The sequence below is a fragment of the Aeromonas sp. FDAARGOS 1408 genome, assembly GCF_019048665.1.
GTDB lineage: Bacteria > Pseudomonadota > Gammaproteobacteria > Enterobacterales > Aeromonadaceae > Aeromonas > Aeromonas dhakensis.
The window spans coordinates 401571-420264 of the sequence record NZ_CP077394.1 but is presented as its reverse complement, the minus strand read 5'-3'; the positions used below and the strand labels follow the sequence as shown (position 1 = coordinate 420264).

At 63.5% G+C, this 18694-nt stretch carries 19 protein-coding genes; 14 read left to right on the top strand and 5 right to left on the bottom strand.

The features are described from left to right. The first annotated feature begins 107 nt into the window (after positions 1-107). On the top strand, positions 108-977 hold the full coding sequence (locus I6L38_RS02190; protein ID WP_216989111.1) for a tetratricopeptide repeat protein: 870 nt from the start codon (positions 108-110) through the stop codon (positions 975-977). Between the two features lie 81 nt (positions 978-1058). On the opposite strand, the gene I6L38_RS02185 is transcribed toward I6L38_RS02190, so the two are convergent. After that, positions 1059-2465, bottom strand: coding sequence for a sigma-54 dependent transcriptional regulator (locus tag I6L38_RS02185; protein WP_042009157.1), 1407 nt, complete (start codon positions 2463-2465; stop codon positions 1059-1061). Positions 2466-2604: 139 nt separating this feature from the next. Then, the gene (gene fkpA / locus I6L38_RS02180; RefSeq protein WP_005303977.1) at positions 2605-3411 is read right to left on the bottom strand and encodes an FKBP-type peptidyl-prolyl cis-trans isomerase; all 807 of its coding nucleotides are present in this window, start codon (positions 3409-3411) and stop codon (positions 2605-2607) included. A 119-nt stretch (positions 3412-3530) separates the two neighbouring features. On the opposite strand from fkpA, the gene I6L38_RS02175 reads away from it, so the two are divergent. Together I6L38_RS02175 and I6L38_RS02170 are read left to right on the top strand one after the other, a co-directional pair. Next, positions 3531-4499, top strand: a complete 969-nt coding sequence (locus tag I6L38_RS02175; protein WP_010634893.1) for a WD40 repeat domain-containing protein — start codon at positions 3531-3533, stop codon at positions 4497-4499. Between the two features lie 14 nt (positions 4500-4513). Then, positions 4514-4729 (top strand): SlyX family protein, encoded by a 216-nt coding sequence (locus I6L38_RS02170; RefSeq protein WP_005303987.1) that lies wholly within the window; start codon positions 4514-4516, stop codon positions 4727-4729. A gap of 62 nt (positions 4730-4791) precedes the next feature. On the opposite strand, the gene I6L38_RS02165 is transcribed toward I6L38_RS02170, so the two are convergent. Both I6L38_RS02165 and I6L38_RS02160 read right to left on the bottom strand, forming a co-directional pair. Continuing rightward, positions 4792-5430, bottom strand: coding sequence for a peptidylprolyl isomerase (locus tag I6L38_RS02165; protein WP_216989110.1), 639 nt, complete (start codon positions 5428-5430; stop codon positions 4792-4794). A 232-nt stretch (positions 5431-5662) separates the two neighbouring features. Continuing rightward, on the bottom strand, positions 5663-5869 hold the full coding sequence (locus I6L38_RS02160; RefSeq protein WP_005303994.1) for a YheV family putative zinc ribbon protein: 207 nt from the start codon (positions 5867-5869) through the stop codon (positions 5663-5665). A gap of 39 nt (positions 5870-5908) precedes the next feature. Here I6L38_RS02160 and I6L38_RS02155 point away from each other — a divergent pair, with 39 nt between their 5' ends. From I6L38_RS02155 to I6L38_RS02140, 4 genes are all read left to right on the top strand, one after another. Further along, positions 5909-6595 (top strand): hypothetical protein, encoded by a 687-nt coding sequence (locus I6L38_RS02155; protein WP_216989109.1) that lies wholly within the window; start codon positions 5909-5911, stop codon positions 6593-6595. 182 nt (positions 6596-6777) lie between these two features. Continuing rightward, positions 6778-7677: a chemotaxis protein gene (locus I6L38_RS02150; protein WP_005304001.1), complete on the top strand. Its 900-nt coding sequence runs from the start codon at positions 6778-6780 to the stop codon at positions 7675-7677. 56 nt (positions 7678-7733) lie between these two features. Next, a complete protein-coding gene (locus I6L38_RS02145; RefSeq protein WP_043171040.1) occupies positions 7734-8717 on the top strand; it encodes a hydrolase in 984 nt (327 codons plus the stop codon). 107 nt (positions 8718-8824) lie between these two features. Next, positions 8825-9067, top strand: coding sequence for a YheU family protein (locus tag I6L38_RS02140; protein ID WP_005304010.1), 243 nt, complete (start codon positions 8825-8827; stop codon positions 9065-9067). Positions 9068-9492: 425 nt separating this feature from the next. On the opposite strand, the gene I6L38_RS02135 is transcribed toward I6L38_RS02140, so the two are convergent. Continuing rightward, entirely contained in the window at positions 9493-10839 is a 1347-nt protein-coding gene (locus I6L38_RS02135; RefSeq protein ID WP_010634898.1) for a UDP-glucose/GDP-mannose dehydrogenase family protein, read from the bottom strand. Positions 10840-11059: 220 nt separating this feature from the next. Here I6L38_RS02135 and arnB point away from each other — a divergent pair, with 220 nt between their 5' ends. From arnB to arnF, 7 genes are all read left to right on the top strand, one after another. Further along, the gene (gene arnB, locus I6L38_RS02130) at positions 11060-12196 is read left to right on the top strand and encodes a UDP-4-amino-4-deoxy-L-arabinose aminotransferase (RefSeq protein ID WP_216989108.1); all 1137 of its coding nucleotides are present in this window, start codon (positions 11060-11062) and stop codon (positions 12194-12196) included. Positions 12197-12202: 6 nt separating this feature from the next. Further along, positions 12203-13183, top strand: a complete 981-nt coding sequence (gene arnC, locus I6L38_RS02125; RefSeq protein WP_019840221.1) for an undecaprenyl-phosphate 4-deoxy-4-formamido-L-arabinose transferase — start codon at positions 12203-12205, stop codon at positions 13181-13183. Next, complete coding sequence (gene arnA / locus I6L38_RS02120; RefSeq protein ID WP_216989107.1) at positions 13180-15171, top strand: bifunctional UDP-4-amino-4-deoxy-L-arabinose formyltransferase/UDP-glucuronic acid oxidase ArnA; 1992 nt, start codon at positions 13180-13182, stop codon at positions 15169-15171. The genes arnC and arnA overlap by 4 nt, the downstream gene beginning before the upstream one ends. After that, positions 15164-16063 (top strand): 4-deoxy-4-formamido-L-arabinose-phosphoundecaprenol deformylase, encoded by a 900-nt coding sequence (arnD, locus tag I6L38_RS02115; RefSeq protein ID WP_017763895.1) that lies wholly within the window; start codon positions 15164-15166, stop codon positions 16061-16063. The genes arnA and arnD overlap by 8 nt, the downstream gene beginning before the upstream one ends. A gap of 69 nt (positions 16064-16132) precedes the next feature. After that, positions 16133-17776: a lipid IV(A) 4-amino-4-deoxy-L-arabinosyltransferase gene (gene arnT, locus I6L38_RS02110; RefSeq protein WP_216989106.1), complete on the top strand. Its 1644-nt coding sequence runs from the start codon at positions 16133-16135 to the stop codon at positions 17774-17776. Beyond that, positions 17776-18120, top strand: a complete 345-nt coding sequence (locus I6L38_RS02105; protein WP_017787715.1) for an EamA family transporter — start codon at positions 17776-17778, stop codon at positions 18118-18120. The genes arnT and I6L38_RS02105 overlap by 1 nt, the downstream gene beginning before the upstream one ends. Beyond that, positions 18117-18530 (top strand): 4-amino-4-deoxy-L-arabinose-phosphoundecaprenol flippase subunit ArnF, encoded by a 414-nt coding sequence (gene arnF, locus I6L38_RS02100; RefSeq protein WP_005304034.1) that lies wholly within the window; start codon positions 18117-18119, stop codon positions 18528-18530. Before I6L38_RS02105 ends, arnF begins: the two co-directional genes overlap by 4 nt. Positions 18531-18694: the final 164 nt, after the last annotated feature.

Below are 18694 nucleotides of genomic sequence, written 5' to 3'. Positions count from 1 at the left end.
GGCCGCTGCCGTTGCCATGACTCAAGGGGCGCTCTGTGACGAGGGCCCCTTGTACAAACAACGGCCTGCAGGCATCTTGGTGAAAGGATCGCCAGCAAGGAGGCCAGATGGACAATCCGCCTGATTTCATGGCGCAGTGGGATTACAAGGACCCCGCCGCCAGTGCCCTGCGTTTTCATGCTCTGCTGCCCGAGGCGCGCGCCGCCGCCGACCTGCAATACGAGCTGGAGCTGCTCACCCAGATAGCCCGCACCCATTCGCTGCAACGCCAGTTTGCCGAGGCACACCAGCTGCTCGACGAGATAGAGCCCCGCCTCACCGAGGCGACCCCGCGAGCCCGCCTGCGCGCCCTGCTGGAGCGCGGCCGCACCTTCAACTCCGCCGGCGACAAGGCCAGCGCCAGGACGCTGTTTGAACAGGCGTGGCAGCTTGGGCTCAAGCACAAGGAGCTCTATCTCGCCATCGATGCGGCCCACATGGTGGCCATCGCCGCCCCGCTGGAGGAGCAGAGCCGCTGGCATCAGCTGGCGATGGAGCTGGCGGAGCGCAGTCAGGATCCAAAGGTACGCGGCTGGCTCGCCACCCTCTACAACAATCAGGGTTGGACCCTGTTCGAACTGGGCCGGCTGGAAGAGGCCCGCCAATGTCAGCAAAAATGCCTGGCCTGGCACGAGCAGCACAACAATCAGGCCAAGGCCTTTATCGCCCGTTGGAGTCTGGCCCGCCTGAGCCGGGCTCAGGGGCAACACGAGCAGGCCCGGGCCGAGCTGACCCAGCTGAAGGACGACATGGCCGCCGCCGGCGCGCCCGAGGATGGCTATGTGTTCGAAGAGCTGGGGGAGAATGCGCTGGCGCTGGATGATCCGGCCGCCGCCGAATACTTCGCCCGCGCCTGGTTTCTGCTGTCGCAGGATCGCTGGCTCAAGGCCAACGAGGCCGAGCGACTGGCCAGGCTCAAGGCGCTGGGCAAGCTCTAGTCAACCATCGTCAAAAACGCAGCGGGGCGGCCAATGGGCCGCCCCGCATGCTTCATCCCCCGAGGGGGTAGCCCCAGGACGTCAGACCAGGCTCGCCTCCTCCCAGCTCTGTTTCTTGCGATAGATGGTGGAGGGGCTGATCTCCAGCAGGGCCGCCGCCTTGGGAATGTTGCCGTCACAGCTGGCGATGGCCTGCTCTATGGTCTCTTTTTCCACCAGCCAGAGCGGGCGGATCGGGGCATTGGACACCACAGGCTCGGTGCTGCCGACCGGCGCCGGTGCGGATACCGCCAGCGGCAGGCCCCCCCGGCTGCCGTTGAGGGGCGGCGGCAAGATGTCAGGGCTCACCAGCTCGCGATCGTTGAGCACCACTATGTTGCGTACCACGTTCTGCAGCTCGCGCACGTTGCCGGGCCAAGGGTAGTCGAGCAGCACCCGCGCCGCCTCGGCATCGAAATCCTTGAAACGCTTGCTCTCTTCCTTGGCGTAGCTCTGCAACAGGTTGCGCGCCAGCAGCAGTATGTCCTCGCCCCGCTCGCGCAGGGGCGGCAGGCTCAGCGGGATCACGTGCAGCCGGTAGTAGAGATCCTCGCGAAAACGTCCCGCCTTCACCTCCACCAGGGGATCCCGGTTGGTGGCGCAGACGAAGCGCACGTCCACCGTCTCCAGCTTGCCGCTGCCGACCCGCTGCAGGGTGCCGGTCTGGATGAAGCGCAGCAGCTTGCTCTGCAGATCGAGATCCATCTCGCAGATCTCGTCGAGGAACAGGGTGCCGCCGTCAGCCAGGCTGGCCGCCCCCTTGCGATCCCCCTGGGCGCCGGTGAACGACCCCTTCACGTGACCGAAGATCTCGCTCTCCATCAGGTCATGGGGAATGGCGGCGCAGTTGAGGGCGATGAAGGGTTGCTCGCGACGCGGGCTGCACTGGTGGATGGCCTCGGCGCACACCTCCTTGCCGGTGCCGCTCTCGCCGGTGATGAACACGGTCGCCTTGCTCGGCGCCGCGCTCTCTATGATGCGATAGACCGCCTGCATCGGCATGGAGGCACCGATGAAACCGGCAAACGAGCTGCGCTCGAAGTTCTCCCGGTACTGGGCCACCAGCGAGCTGAGCTGCTGGTGTTTGAAGGCGTTGCGAACGGTGGCGCACAGCCGCTTGCCGTCAAATGGCTTGGTCAGAAAGTCGAAGGCGCCGAGCCGCATCGCCTCCACCGCCACATCCACCGAGCCGTGGGCGGTGATCACCACCACCGAGCAGGGCAGCTGCTGTTCGGTGATCTGCTGCAGAATGTCCATGCCGGACATGTCGGGCAGCTCGAGATCCAGCAGCACCACGGGGGGCGGGCTGCTCAGCAGCTGGGCCAGGGCCTGCTGGCCACAGTCGGCCCGCAGCACCTCATAGCCATCCTGGGCCAGATACTGTTCATAGACCACTGCCAGACTGCGGGTATCTTCCACCAGCAGGACTCGGGGTTTGCTTTCCGCCACGGCGCCATCCTTGCAATTGATTTTGTTGTCTATTTCGCCATCTTAGCACAGTTGGCGACTCTCTCTTTTATCCCGCCATTCGGCAGGATATACAAGCAAAAACGGCTCCCTAAGGAGCCGTTTTTTCAACGCGGGCCGTTTACTTCTTGGCGTTCTCGCCATCGGCAGCCGGCTTCTCGATGGCCAGCAGCTCAACGTCGAACACCAGCACGGCGTTGGCCGGGATGGAGCCTGCACCGTGCTCGCCATAGGCCAGCTTGGACGGCAGGAAGAACTTGAACTTGGAACCAACCGGCATCAGCTGCACACCTTCGGTCCAACCCGGGATCACCTGGTTGAGCGGGAAGGTGGCCGGCTCGCCGCGATCGACGGAGCTGTCGAACTTGGTGCCGTCGGTCAGGGTACCGGTGTAGTGTACCTTGACGATGTCGGTGGCCTTCGGCTTGGCGCCGGTACCCATCTTCTCGACCTGGTATTGCAGGCCGGATTCGGTGCTCTTCACGCCCTCTTTCTTGGCGTTGGCGGCCAGGTACTCTTCACCCTTCTTCAGGTTTTCCACCGCATCCTTGTCAGCCTTGGCCTTGGTCAGCTCGTTGATCTTGGCATCGTATTGCTGCAGAACCTTCTGGATATCCTCGTCGGTCATCTTGGCTTCTTTGCCCAGACCGTCGGTGACGCCCTTCAGGATCACGGCATTGTCCAGCTTGATGCCGAGCTCCTGCTGGCGCTCCAGGGTATTGGCGATATAACGACCCATGGAGAGGCCAATTGCATAGCCGGATTGCTCTTCAAAGCTCTTGGCTTCAGCCTTGGGGGCCTCTGCCGGCTTGCTGGCTTCTGCCTTGACCTCTGCGGTATTCGCAGCAGTCTTCTCGTCTTTTTGGCAAGCAGTCAGACCTACGGCAACCGCCGCAGCCAACAGGGACACCTTCAGAAAATTGTTCATCAGTTTCTCCAAAACTCTAAATACCGCTCTCGGTTCCTTCGTGAAATGAGAGGTTTATCGTGATAAGCGCCTTATACTAACGCCGTGATCGCAGGTAACGAAAGCATGAGACAGGAAAAATGATAAAAAGTGCCATTTATCTCGTCGCGGTTTGCCTGATACTGACAGGCTGCGAACAGAGCTCATCGCCGGACCGGCAACTGACCCTCGCCAGCCAGGGGCTGCTGAGCGCCGATCTGGCCAGTGACGGCAAGCAGGCCATCGTCTCCAGCCTGGGCCAGGGCACGGTAGTGTGGGACCTGGAGCAGGACAAGGAGCGCTGGCGCTGGCGCCAGTCCGACAATCCGGACGACTTCGTCATCATTACCCGCTTCTCGGCGGACAACAGCCACGCCGTGACCGCCAGCCTGAATACCTTCGGGATCTGGCGCCTCAAGGATGGCCAGTCCCAAGGCTATTATTCGCTTCCTGAATCCAGGCTGAGGGACATCGCCCTCTCCGCCGACGGTCGCCAGGTGCTGATCGGCCGGGAAGACGGCAAGGCGGAGGTGGTGGACACCCGCACCGGCCGAAGATTGCAATTCCTCGGCCACACCGAGCAGGTCAACACAGTCGACATCTCCCCCAACGGCCGTTACGCCCTCACCGGCGGCAACGACTACAGCGCCTACCTGTGGGATACCCGCTCAGGCCAGGTGGTGTGGCGCTTCAACCACGCCGGCCGGGTGGTGCTGGCCCGGCTCGACCCGAGCGGACGGCTCGCCTTCACCGCTGACAGTCGCCAGGCCAGCATCTGGGATCTGAAAACCGGCAAGGAGCTGAGCCGGCTGCAGTTCGACCACCGCTTCGAGGTCTACACCACGGCGCGCTTTGCCAACGACGGCAAGTGGCTCATCACCGGCGCTCCCTCCCGCCAGCTCTCCCTGTGGCAGGTGAGCGACGGCAGCCTGCTGCAGAGCTGGCGCGTCTCGCCCCATCCCAAGGTGAAACCACCGAGCGCAGTGGTCTACGGCGTGGCTTTGCGCGACAATAGCCACCTTGTCAGCGCCAGCTCCAGCGGCCTGGCCGAAATCTGGACTATCAAGTAAGGACCAAAAGGCCCATGAGTCAGCAATTAAACGATCGCCTCGAAACCCTGGAAAGCCGCCTCGCCTTCGCCGAATACACGGTGGAGCAGCTCAACGAGGAGGTCACTACCCAGGGGCGCGAGCTGGATCGGCTCAAGCATCGGATCCAGCTGCTGGTGGACAAGCTGCAGAGCGTGCAGCCAAGCCAGATCGCCAGCATGGCCGAAGAGACCCCGCCGCCGCACTACTGAGTGCGCAGCCATAAAAAAACCCGCGCCAGGCGCGGGTTTTTTTATCATCGGCAACGCCGTGATCAGTGCTGATGGCCCTTGCCACCGCAACCGCCGCCACCGCAGCAGCCGCCGTGACCATGGTCGTCGCCGTGGTCATGACCGTGATCGTGGCCGTGATGGCCACCGCCGCAGCAACCGCCGTGCTCATGGTCGTGACCATGATCGTGGTCGTGGCCATGATCGTGACCGCAACCACCGGCACCGTGCACGTGGCCATGGGCCAGCTCTTCGGCAGTGGCGGTGCGCACGTCCTTGATCTCGACCTTGAAGCCCAGGGTCACGCCGGCCAACGGATGGTTGCCATCCACCTTGACGAACTCTTCGGACACTTCGACCACGGTCACCGGACGGTGACCTTCGTCGGTCTCGGCCACAAAAGTATCCCCTTCAGACACTTCCATGCCGTCGAACAGCTCGCCCGGCACTTCTTGCACCAGGTTCTCGTCGTACTCGCCATAGGCCTGGCTCGGCGTCAGGGTGACGTCGAACGCCTCGCCCACGCTGCGCCCTTCCAGCTCGGCTTCGAGGCCGGAGACCAGATAACGGGTACCGTGCAGATACACCAGAGGCTCTTTACCGACAGTGGTGTCGATGACTTCACCGTGTTCGTCGGTGACCGTGTATTCCAGCGTAACCACGCTCAGGGGAGCTACTTTCATGTCAGGGATCCTGCGGATAGAAAAAAACGGGCCCAGAATACCTCAAAAAGGCAGACAAGCATATGGTGGGCCCGGCTCAGTCGTGATGAAAAAGCCAGCAGGGGATGGCAATGCAAAGCCGCCCGCCATCCCGTTGGCCGGCACTCATGGGAGTGAGCGGCGCGCTGGCCCGTGCAGGCCGGCGACCGCCATCAGCCCGAGGGATAGGCACAGTCCGCGCTCTGCCCCTCCATTATTCCGGGCGAAACACCCCGATCACCTGCTCGGTCTCGCGGGTTACCCTGGCCACCTCGGCCTCGGTCTGCACCTGGGTGTCCCCGCACTCGACGCAGGTCACCTTCTCGACTCCATGCTCCATATACAGCATCATGGTGTCCATTTTGCCGCACGCCGGGCAGACAGCCCCGGCAATGAAGCGTTTTTTACGTCTGGTTTCCATTTTCGTTACCTCCGGGCAGCATCATATCAGGGTTTTTACATGCATCACGCCATCGAACATCAGCATTTTTTCACCCCCCATCTGCAAGTCGGCGTTCGCAAACGCGTGCCGGCAGGGCAACTGCTGCGGATTGCACGGGGTGCGGCACTGCTGCGACTCGGCGCCCATGAGCTGCTGCTGACGGCGGGAAACCACTTCTGGCTCAGTGCCGATGCCCTGGCCGCGTTCAGCCCGCTGGCCGGCTGCCGTTACGATCTGCTGACCTGCTCGGTGCGTGTCGACCAGCCCGCCCAGGCGGGCTGGCTGCAACCCGGCCCGCTGCTGGATCCCCTGTTCGACAGCCTGGCCGACTGGCAACGCCCCCGCGACTGGCACGGCGCCTACGGTCACCGGCTGCAGGTGCTGCTCGACGAGCTGCAGGGCTGCCCCATCCAGCCGCAGGCGGATGTTGCGCTGCAGACCGCCTGGCAGGGGCTGGCCGCTGGCCAGGCTGGCGGCAACGAGGCATGGCAGCAGGCGCTGGCGCAGCGCGGTCTCAGCGAACCGGCATTGGCGGCCGATGCCCTGCGGGCGCAGTGGCAGCTGCTGCAGGCGGTGCGTCTGCTCAAGAGCGGCAGCAAGGCTCCCCAGGTGGCGAGCAAGCTCGGTTACGAGGATGAGCGCGCCCTCGATCGCGCCTGCCAGCAGTGGCTCGGCTGCCCGCTGGCGACCCTGCTCGCGCTCTGACCGCCCCCTCGCAGCTCGGCCCCCGGCGGTTCGCACCAGGGCGGATCGCCGCAATAAATGGATGAAATGAGTCCAGTTTTACGGCAAACGGTCGTTAATAACGGAAGGGCCATTTCTCCTATAATCCTTTATGCTAGGGGCCTGAATCGACTGATACCGTTTTGACTCACAGGACATCTGCCATGAAAAGCAAGGCCAACCAATCCCAGGGCATGTTGCTGTTTCATCTCTCGGCCAAGCAATCCTTCGCCATCGGCACCCTCAAGGTAAAAGAGATAGTGCCCTACACCCAGCTGACGGCCATGCCGCACTCGCACCCGACCGTGCTCGGCGCCGCCAGCATGCGTGGCACTACCATCCCGGTGATCGACATGGCCATGGCGGTGGGTTATCGCCCGATCAGCCAGGAAGAGATGCCGCACTGCTTCATCATCATCACCGACTGCCGCCGCACCCTGGTGGGCTTTCTGGTGCGCGGCATCGACAAGATCACCGAATGCAACTGGCGCGACATAGCGCCGCCCCCCGCCTCCCTCGGTCACAACGTGTTCGTGACCGGCGTGACCCGGGTCAATGACCAGCTGATCCAGCTGCTGGACGTGGAGTTGATCCTCTCCCGGGTCTACCCGGACGACCCCAGTCACCTCTACCCGGTGCTGACCGACGTGCAGCGGGAGCGGATCAAGCCGATGCGGATCCTGCTGGTGGATGACTCCTCGGTCGCCCGCCGCCAGCTGATGGCGGCGCTGGACTACATCAACATCCCCTACGAGGTGTGCACCAACGGCAAGGATGCGCTGACCCTGATGCAGACCCGTGCCGCCCAGAAGACCCCCATCGACATCCTGGTGAGCGACATCGAGATGCCGGGGCTGGACGGCTACGAGCTGGCCTTCGAGGTGCAGAGCGACGCCAAGCTGGCGGGTGCCTACATCATCCTGCACACCTCGCTCTCGAGCGAGATCAGCGTGGAGCGGGCCCACCAGGTGGGTGCCCACGAGGCGCTGACCAAGTTTGAAGCCAACGAGCTGATCCAGGCCATGCTGCGCGGTGCCGAGCACCACGACAGCCTGCCGGCCTGATCCCGACGGCGAGCAGCCCGGCTGCTCGCCGTTTCCTTTTCTGTCCCGGACCCAGCATGCTGATCGAAAGCCACTTTCACGCCCCCTGGTGGGCACGCAATCCCCACCTGCAAACCATCCTGCCCAAGTGGCTGCGCCGCCAGCCGGCCCGCTTCGTGGCCGAGCGCTTCGAGCTGGCGGACGGCGACTTCGTCGATCTCGCCTGGAGCGGCGAGATCAGCCGGGATGAGCGACCGCTCATCGTGCTGTTTCACGGGCTGGAGGGAAGCATTCACTCCCACTATGCCAAGGGGCTGTTCGCCCACCTGCAACGCCAGGGCAACGAGGCGGTGCTGATGCACTTTCGCGGCTGCAGCGGCGAGCCAAACCGGCTGCTGCAGGCCTATCACTCCGGTGCCATCGAGGATGCCCAGGCGGTGATCGCCGAGCTCGGCCGCCGCTTTCCCGGCAAGCCGCTCATCGCCATCGGCTATTCGCTGGGGGGCAACATGCTGGTCAATCTGCTGGCGCGCGCCTGCCCGCGCGAGCTGACGGCGGCGGTGGTGATCTCGGCGCCGCTGCGGTTGGACAGCTGCGCCGATCGGGTCAATCAGGGCTTCTCGCGGGTTTATCAGCGTTATCTGCTGGGCACCATGCGCCACAACCTGCAGCAGAAGATCCGGCGGCAGGCGGCTGCCAGCGCCCGCTGGCAGCCGCAGCAGGTGCGCGCCATCGCCACCCTGCGCGACTTCGACGAGCAGGTCACGGCGCCGCTGCACGGTTTTGACAGCGCCGATCACTACTACCAGCGCTGCTCGGGCCTGGGGATGCTGGCTCAGATCCCCATCCCCACCCTGGTGATCCACGCCGCCGACGATCCCTTCATGACCGAGGCGGTGATCCCGCAGGCGGAGCAGCTCTCCCCCATGGTGCGTTACGAGCTGAGCCGGCGGGGCGGCCACGTGGGCTTCCTGCACGGTACCCCCTGGCGGCCAAGATTCTGGCTGGAGGAGCGGATCAGCCAGTGGCTGCAGGAGCAGACTCAAGGTACGGGCCGGTAGCCATGGCGGCCGCTCTCTCACCTCATCGGCAGGCGGCCAGATAAATCCCTTGCGCTGGCCGACCACAGATAGACAATACCCGCTCTCTGGTAACGGAAGATGAAACCATGATAATCCCCTGGCAAGAGCTGGATGCAGACACCCTCAACAACCTGCTCGAGCACTTCGTGCTGCAGGAAGGCACCGAGTATGGCGAACAGGATGTCAGTCTGGCCGACAAGGTCGACGATGTCAGAGCTCAGCTGCAGCAGGGCGTGGCGGTGATCGTGTACAGCGAGCTGCACGAAAGCGTGAACATAGTGCCCAAGGCGACCCTCGACAGGGCGCAGGTGGACGACCTACCGCAATAGCCTGCCCATCGCCGTTGCGGGCCTGCCACCCTAGCCGCCCTTCTCCCTGTCTGTTCCCGCCGGATCTCCCTGCACCCGATAAAACAACATGGCCCTGCGCAACTGCGCAGGGCCATGTTGACTGGCATTGCTGCCATCTTGCCGGATCTTGTTCATGCCTGTTCTGCAAACACCTTGCGCCCCTAGCGCGGCCTGTCCTGTCTCCCCGATAGCGGATAACGACAAGGGTGACCGCAATAATTAAGCACCGAGCCATATCGACAAAATAGAATAAATAAAGTGAAGCGGTTCACAATATTAAATTATGATGACAAAACTCGCCCTCCCCATAAAAATAGTGAGAGCAATATCTCGCTTCAGCCAATATCCAGCAGATTAATCCGCCACACAGCTGATTATTGATGGCGGCCAAATATGACAAGATGCTATTTCATTACCGATTCGCCCCGGCCGATGGCGTAATAATGGAACCCATGATCTTTCATGCGGCCCGGATCAAACAGATTGCGACCATCCACGATCAGGGGACGCTTCAACGCCTGCTTGATGGCGGCAAAGTTGGGGGCCTTGAAGTGGTTCCACTCGGTGCAGATCACCAGGGCATCTGCCCCAAACAGGGCGGCCTCCTTGGTGCCCATCAAGCGCAGCTTGTCGCAGTTGCCGTAGATCTGCTGGGCCTCCTGCATCGCCTCGGGATCATAGGCCTGCACGGTCGCACCGGCCTGCCACAACGCCTCCATCAGGGCCCGGCTCGGCGCCTCGCGCATGTCGTCGGTGTTGGGCTTGAACGCCAGCCCCCACAGGGCGATGGTCTTGCCTGCCAGGGTCTCCCCTTCGGAGCGGAAGAACGCTGACAGCAGCTGAAAGAGCCGCGATTTTTGCAATTCATTGACCCGCTCCACCGCCCGGATCAGCGGCGTGTCGTACTCCAGCTCCTGGGCCGTGGCCAGCAAGGCTTTGACATCCTTGGGAAAACAGGAGCCGCCATAGCCACAACCCGGGTAGATGAACTGATAGCCGATGCGCTGATCCGAGCCTATCCCCTGGCGCACCATCTCGATGTCGGCGCCGACCCGCTCGGCCAGTCCGGCCATCTCGTTGATGAAGCTTATCTTGGTGGCCAGCATGCAGTTGGCGGCGTACTTGGTCAGCTCGGCGCTGCGCACATCCATGAACAGGATGCGGTCGTGGTTGCGGTTGAAGGGCTCGTAGAGCTCGCGCATCAGCTGGCGGGAGGCCTCGTTGGCGGTGCCCACCACGATGCGATCCGGCCGCAGACAGTCCTGAATGGCGGAGCCCTCTTTCAGGAATTCGGGGTTGGAGACCACGTCGAAGGCGAACGACTGATCCCGCTGCTGCAGGATGCTCTTCACCCTGGCGGTCACCTTGTCGGCGGTGCCCACCGGCACGGTCGACTTGTTGACGATAATGACGGGCCGGTCACGATGCCGGGCGATGGTTTCGGCCACCGTCAGCACGTGGCTGAGATCGGCGGAGCCATCTTCCCCCGGTGGCGTCCCCACCGCCAGAAACTGCACATCACCGTGTTCGACGGCCTGTACGGCATCCGTGGTGAACACCAGGGCGCCGCTCTTGATGTTGCGTTGCAGCAGGGTGTCGAGCCCGGGTTCATAGATAGGGACATGACCGTCCATCAGGGCAGCCACCCGCTGTTCATCGACATCGACACAGATGACCTGGTGACCGACGTCGGCCAGCACGGTGGCCTGAACCAGGCCCACGTAGCCACTTCCAAATACAGTAATGTTCATATTGATACAACCAAAATGTCAGAGAATTTGTAATTTGGAAAAACAAAGAGTTGGGGGGTTATAAATATTTATCACATTACCTAAGATGTCCGCACCAGTTAATTGTTACCAGCTGTTTCTGGACCATTGCAGGCCCGCTTTTATATCCGTATGTTGAGTAAAACCGTTTGGGGGAGCCCAATTTCGTGGGCGCTGATTAATATTCTTTGTTGGATCTCATATGCAAGATTTTCTGCCATTTTCACGGCCAGCCATGGGCGATGCCGAGATAAGTGCTGTCTGTGATGTATTGAAATCGGGCTGGATCACCACGGGCCCGAAGAATCATGAACTGGAGCAGCAATTCTGCCATACCTTCGGCTGCCAGCATGCCGTCGCCCTCTGCTCCGCCACCGCCGGTATGCACGTCACCCTGATGGCGCTGGGCATAGGCCCGGGAGACGAGGTGATCACCCCCTCCCAGACCTGGGTCTCCACCATCAACATCATCACCCTGCTGGGGGCCGAGCCGGTCTTCGTCGACGTGGATCCGGATACCCTGATGACCAGCGCCGAGCTGATCGCCCCGCTCATCACCGCCAGGACCAAGGCCATCATCCCGGTGCACTATGCCGGCGCCCCCATCGACCTGGACCCCATCCTTGAGCTGGCCGGCCGGCACGGCATTCCGGTCATCGAGGATGCCGCCCACGCGGTCGGCACCCGTTATCGGGAGCGCTGGATCGGCGCCAGCGGCACCGCCATCTTCTCCTTCCACGCCATCAAGAACATGACCTGCGCCGAAGGGGGCATGCTGGTGACCGACGACAAGGCACTGGCAGACAAGGTACGGATGCTCAAATTTCACGGTCTGGGAGTGGATGCCTTTGATCGCATGAGCCTGGGCCGCAAGCCGCAGGCGGAGGTGATCACCCCGGGCTTCAAATACAACCTGGCCGACATCAACGCCGCCATCGCCCTGGTGCAGCTGGCGCGCCTGCCCGAACTCAATGCGAAACGGGCCGAACTGGTGGCCCGCTACCAGGAGCGGCTGGCCGGCCTGCCGCTGGCCTCGCTCGCCGTGCCGGGCTACCCCCATCTGCACGCCTGGCACCTGTTCATGGTGCGGGTCGACCCCGAGCGCTGCGGCCTCGATCGGGATCAGCTGATGCAGGCGCTGCAGGAGCGCGGCATCGGTACCGGCCTGCACTTTCGGGCAGCCCATACCCAGAAGTACTACCGCGAACGCTACCCGACCCTCAGCCTGCCCCATACCGAGTGGAACTCCTCACGCCTGTGCACCCTGCCACTCTTCCCGGACATGACGCTGGCCGACGTTGACCGCGTGGTCGCGGCACTTATCGACATATTGGAGTAACCAAACGTGAACAACACTGACATCAAGCTGGTTTCGGTGGTCATCCCCGTCTACAACGAGGAGGCCAGCCTGCCCGTGCTGCTGAGCCGGGTCACCGCCGCCTGCGATCAGCTGTCGCAGGATTACGAAGTTATCCTCATCGACGACGGCAGCCACGACGGCTCCACCGAGCTCATCAGCGAAGCCGCCGCCCGCGAGGGCAGCAAGCTGGTCGGGGTGCTGCTCAACCGCAACTACGGTCAACATGCCGCCATCATGGCCGGCTTCGAGACCGCCAAGGGGGATCTGGTGATCACCCTGGATGCGGATCTGCAGAACCCGCCGGAGGAGATCCCCCGCCTGGTGGAAGCCGCCATGCAGGGCTACGACGTGGTGGGCACCATGCGCCGCAACCGCCAGGACTCCTGGTTTCGCAAGACCGCTTCCAAGCTCATCAACAAGTCGGTGCAAAAGGCCACCGGCGTGCACATGAGCGACTACGGCTGCATGCTGCGCGCCTATCGCCGCCACATCATCGACGCCATGCTCTGCTGCCAGGAGCGCAGCACCTTCATCCCCATCCTGGCCAACAGCTTCGCCCGCCGCACCATAGAGCTGGAAGTGGGCCATGCCGAGCGGGCCCATGGCGAGTCCAAGTACGGGCTGATGCACCTCATCAACCTGATGTATGACCTGGTCACCTGCATGACCACCACCCCGCTGCGTCTGCTCAGCATCGTCGGCAGCGTGGTGGCGGGTATTGGTTTCGTCTTCTCCATCCTGCTGATCCTGATGCGCCTGGTAATGGGCGCCGACTGGGCCGCCGATGGCGTCTTCACCCTCTTTGCCATTCTCTTCACCTTTGTCGGCGTGCAGCTGCTGGGCATGGGGCTGCTGGGAGAGTACATAGGCCGCATGTACACAGACGTGCGCGCCCGTCCCCGCTACTTCATCCACCGGATCGTGCGCACCGCCACCACCCCTTCGCAACAGGAAGCTCAACAATGAAAGTCGTCGTCTTTGCTTATCACGATATCGGTTGCACCGGCATCGAGGCCCTGCTCGAGGCAGGCTACGAGATCCAGGCCGTCTTCACCCACGCCGACGATCCGGGCGAGAACCGCTTCTTCGGCTCGGTCGCCCAGCTCTGCGCCGAGCACAACCTGCCGGTCTACTCCCCCGAGGACGTGAACCACCCGCTCTGGATCGAGCGCATTCAGGAGCTGGCGCCCCAGGCCCTCTTCTCCTTCTACTACCGCAACATGCTCAAGCAGGCGATCCTCGACATCCCGACCGTCGGCGCCTTCAACCTGCACGGCTCCCTGCTGCCGGCCTACCGCGGCCGCGCCCCCATCAACTGGTGCCTGGTCAACGGCGAGACCCAGACCGGCATCACCCTGCACCAGATGACCGCCAAGCCCGATGCTGGCGCCATCGTCGCCCAGCAGGCGGTAGCCATTGCCGACGACGACACCGCGCTGACCCTGCACGGCAAGGTGCGTCTCGCCGCCCGGGCGCTGCTGGAGCAGGAGCTGCCCAAGCTGCGCGCCGGCGACATCCGCCTCACCCCGCAGGATGAGAGCAAGGCCAGCTACTATGGCCGCCGCACCCCGGCCGATGGCGAGCTGCACTGGCACCGCCCGGCCCGCGAACTGCACAACCTGGTGCGCGCCGTCACCCAGCCCTACCCGGGCGCCTTCAGCTTCGCCGGCGATCGCAAGTTGACGGTGTGGAAGAGCCACTGGCTGCCCCAGCAGAGCGACAAGCAGCCGGGCACCATCCTGAGCCAGGAGCCGCTGCGCATCGCCTGCGGTGAAGGGGTGCTGGAGATAGTGGCCGGTCAGGCCGAAGGGGGCCTCTATGTGCGCGGCGCCCAGCTGGCCCGCGAACTGGGGCTGGTCGAAGGGATGAAGATCGGCGCCAAGGCGAGCAATGCCCTGCGCAAGGCGCGGCTGACCCGGGTGCTGATCCTCGGCGTCAACGGCTTCATCGGCAACCACCTGACCGAGCGCCTGCTCCAGGATGGCGGCTACGAGGTGTATGGCCTCGACATCGGCTCCAGCGCGGTGGATCGTTTCATCGGTCACCCCAACTTCCACTTCGTGGAGGGGGACATCAGCATCCACACCGAGTGGATCGAGTATCACATCAAGAAGTGCGACGTGATCCTGCCGTTGGTGGCCATCGCCACCCCCATCGAGTACACCCGCAACCCGCTGCGCGTGTTCGAGCTCGACTTCGAAGAGAACCTCAAGATCGTCCGCTACTGCGTGAAGTACCACAAGCGCATCATCTTCCCCTCCACCTCCGAGGTGTACGGGATGTGCGACGATCACAGCTTCGATGAAGACAGCTCCCGCCTCATCGTCGGCCCCATCAACAAGCAGCGCTGGATCTACTCGGTCTCCAAGCAGCTGCTGGACCGCATCATCTGGGCCTACGGCAAGAAGGAGGGGCTCAACTTCACACTGTTCCGTCCCTTCAACTGGATGGGGCCGCGTCTGGACAGCCTGGACTCCGCCCGCATCGGCAGCTCCCGCGCCATCACCCAGCTGATCCTCAACCTGGTGGACGGTACCCCGATCCAGCTGGTGGACGGTGGCGCCCAGAAGCGCTGCTTCACCGACATCGAGGACGGCATCGAGGCCCTGTTCCGCATCATCGAGAACAAGGGGAACCGCTGCGACGGCCAGATCATCAACATCGGCAACCCGGACAACGAGGCCAGCATCCAGCAGATGGCCGAGATCCTGCTCGCCAAGTTCGAGGCTCACCCGCTGCGCGACCAGTTCCCGCCGTTTGCCGGCTTCAAGCTGGTGGAGAGCAAATCCTTCTACGGCGACGGCTATCAGGACGTCTCCCACCGCCGGCCGAGCATCGCCAATGCCCGCCGCCTGCTGGACTGGGAACCGACCATCGAGATGGAACAGACCATAGGCAACACCCTCGACTTCTTCCTGCAAGGGGCGGTCACCACGGGAGTCGAGCATGACTGAGGTAGGTCTGCGGATCGACGTCGATACCTTCAGGGGGACCCGTGACGGGGTGCCCCGCCTGCTGCAACTGCTCGACAAGCATCAGGTCAAGGGGAGCTTCTTCTTCTCGGTCGGACCGGACAACATGGGGCGCCACTTGTGGCGCCTGCTAAAACCCCGCTTTCTGCTGAAGATGCTGCGCTCCAACGCAGCATCCCTCTATGGGCTGGACATCCTGCTGGCCGGCACCGCCTGGCCCGGCAAGTCCATCGGCAAGCAGCTCGGATCCCTGATGCGCGACACCGACAGCGCCCGCCACGAGGTGGGGCTGCACGCCTGGGATCACCACGGCTGGCAGGCCAACACCGGCCGCTGGGACGAGGCCGAGCTGATTCGTCAGACCCGGCTCGGGGTGGATGCGCTCAACCAGATCCTGGGGCGCGAAGTGGATTGCTCCGCCGCCGCCGGCTGGCGGGCCGACCCGCTTACCACCCAGGCCAAGGAGCAGTTCGGCTTTCGCTACAACAGCGACTGTCGCGGCAGCGGCCTGTTCCGGCCCCTGCTGCAGGACGGTCGCCCCGGCACCCCGCAGATCCCGGTCAACCTGCCCACCTTCGACGAGGTGGTGGGTCATCAGGTGACGGTCGACGGTTTCAACCGCTTTCTGCTGGATCAGCTGGCGACCCCGCCGGCGCAGGGCCCCCACGTCTACACCATCCACGCCGAAGTGGAAGGGATCGTGATGGCGGATCAGTTCGATGCCCTGCTCGGCGACGCCAGGGCGCGCGGCATCCGCTTCGTGCCGCTCGGGGATCTGTTACCATCGGACCCGACCGGCTTACCTACCGGCCGGCTGGTGCGCGGCACCCTGCCCGGGCGGGAGGGCTGGCTCGGCTGCAAGGCCGAGGCCTGAGATGAATGACGCCACCTCGGGTGGCAGGACTAACCATCGCGCTAATCACACCATGCAACAGAGGATGTCATGACGTTGACCAAGTGGGCCCTGCCCCTGTTCTTTCTCTTCTTTTACCTGCTGCCGCTCGACCAGCGGCCGCTCTGGAGTCCGGACGAAAACCGCTACGCCGAAATAAGCCGGGAGATGGTGAGCACCGGAGACTGGGTCGTCCCCCACTTCCTGGGCCTGCGCTACTTCGAGAAGCCCATCGCCGGCTACTGGTTCAACAGCATAAGCCAGCAGCTGTTCGGTGACACCAACTTCGCCGTGCGCTTCGCCTCGGCCGCCGCCACCGGACTCAGTGCCGTGCTCATCTTCTGGTTCGCCCTGCAGCTGTGGCAATGCCGGCGCAAGGCCTTCCTCGCCGGGCTCATCTATCTGTCGCTGCTGATCGTCTACGGCATCGGCACCTACAGCGTGCTGGACGCCATGGTGACCCTCTGGCTCAACGCCGCCATGGTGAGCTTCTACATCATCCGCAAGGAGGGCTCCCTTGGCAGCCGGGTCGGCGGCTATCTGCTGTTCGGCCTCGCCTGCGGCATGGGCTTTCTCACCAAGGGCTTCATCGCCCTGGCGGTGCCCGTGGTGGTCATAGTGCCCTACGTCATCTATCAGCGCCGCCTGCTCGAGCTGGTGCGCTTCGGGCCGCTGGCCATCCTGAGTGCGGCCCTGCTGGCAGCCCCCTGGGCCATCGCCGTGCACCTGCGCGAACCGGACTACTGGCACTACTTCTTCTGGGTTGAACACATTCAGCGCTTCGCCGCCGACAACGCCCAGCACAAGGCGCCGTTCTGGTACTACCTGCCCATGGGGCTGCTCGGCACCCTGCCCTGGCTCGGCCTGCTGCCCGGCGCCCTGCGCAAGGGCTGGCAGGAGCGCAAGATAAACCCGGAGACCCTCTACCTGCTGGCCTGGGTGGTGTTGCCCTTCCTCTTCTTCAGCATGGCCAAGGGCAAGCTGCTCACCTACATCCTGCCCTGCTTCGCCCCGCTGGCCATGCTGATGGCCGCCAGCGCCGTCGATCTGCTCAAGGAGGGGAAAGAGCGGGCCTTCAAGGTCAACGCCTGGCTGAACGGCCTGTTCGGCCTCATCTGCCTGATCGTGCTGGCGGTGCTGGCCTTCTCCCCCCGCCACGCCGTCTACGGCGAGGAGGATCACGGTGCGCTGGCGGTGGCCATGGTGATCTTCGCCGGCTGGAGTCTGCTCGGCTTCGTTCAGCTCAAGGCCATCAACCAGCGTTGGACCCTGAGCGCGCTCTGCCCCATGGTGCTGGCCATCGGCCTGCCCTGGGCACTGCCGCAATCGCTGATCGACTCCAAGCTGCCGGAGCGCTTCATCGAGGCCAACCAGGCCGTGCTGATGAAGTCAGGCACCCTGCTGGCCAACGACGTGGGGCTGGCCTCCTCCCTCGCCTGGGGCACCCGGCGCAGCGAAATCAACCTGTTCGACAGCAAGGGCGAGGTCCATTACGGCCTCAGCTACCCGGATGCAGCGGGGCGCTACGTGGCCCGCGCCGACTTCCCGGCCTGGCTGGCACAGGCGCGTAAAAATGGCCAGGTAGCCCTGCTGATGAAGACGGATCGCGACGGCAACACAGGCCCGGTGCCCCCCGCCGACGAGACCATCGTCAGCCACCGGCTAACCCTGCTCATCTACCACGGGGCCCAGTGATGGACATACTGCTGCTGTTGCTGGTGTGTCTGCTGACCTGCAGCGGCCAGATGCTGCAAAAGCAGGCGGTCATCAGCTGGCAGCGCCGCCCCTGCAACCACTGGCAGAAGCTGCGTTCCCCCTGGCTCATCGCCAGCGTGGCGGCCCTCGGCAGCGGCATGCTGCTCTGGATCTACCTGCTGCAGCGGCTGCCGCTCGGCATGGCCTACCCCATGCTCAGCATCAATCTGGTGCTGGTGCTGGTGGGCTCCAGACTGTTTTTTCACGAGCAGATCAGCTATCACAACTGGCTGGGGGTGGGCGCCATCATAGTGGGCGCCCTGCTGCTGGGAGGTTTGCTATGAGCGGCGGCCATCAGCAGGCGCTGAAGGGGTATCTCTACGTGCTCGGCAGCATAGTGCTGGTGACGGTGGCCCAGCTCGGCATGAAGTGGGGGGCGATCCAGCTGCCGGCCTGGCAGCCGGATCTCGCCCTGATGCTGGCCCATCCGCTGCCGCTGCTGGTGATCCTGGCCGGCATCGGCTGCTATGTGCTGTCGCTGCTCTGCTGGCTGGCGGCGCTGCACTCCACCCCGCTCAACATCGCCTACCCCCTGCTCAGTACCAGCTATGCGCTGGTCTACCTGCTGGCGGTCAACATCCCGCTCTTCGCCGAGCCGCTGGAGCCGGGCAAGGCGCTCGGGGTGCTGTTTATCCTGCTGGGGGCCGTGCTGGTGGGGATCAAGCCTGCGGCCAGCAACAAGCAGGCAGACTAGTTTTTCTCTTGTTTGTCGCAAGGGCTGCCATGGCAGCCCTTTTTTCGTCTGCCGCCTATGCTGGCACGCCAGCGAAGCAGTTGCGCGGCGGTACTGTCAGACCGCACACTTGACCGTACTCGGAACATGCCCTTATAACGGAAACTCCCAAGGAAGAGAGAATT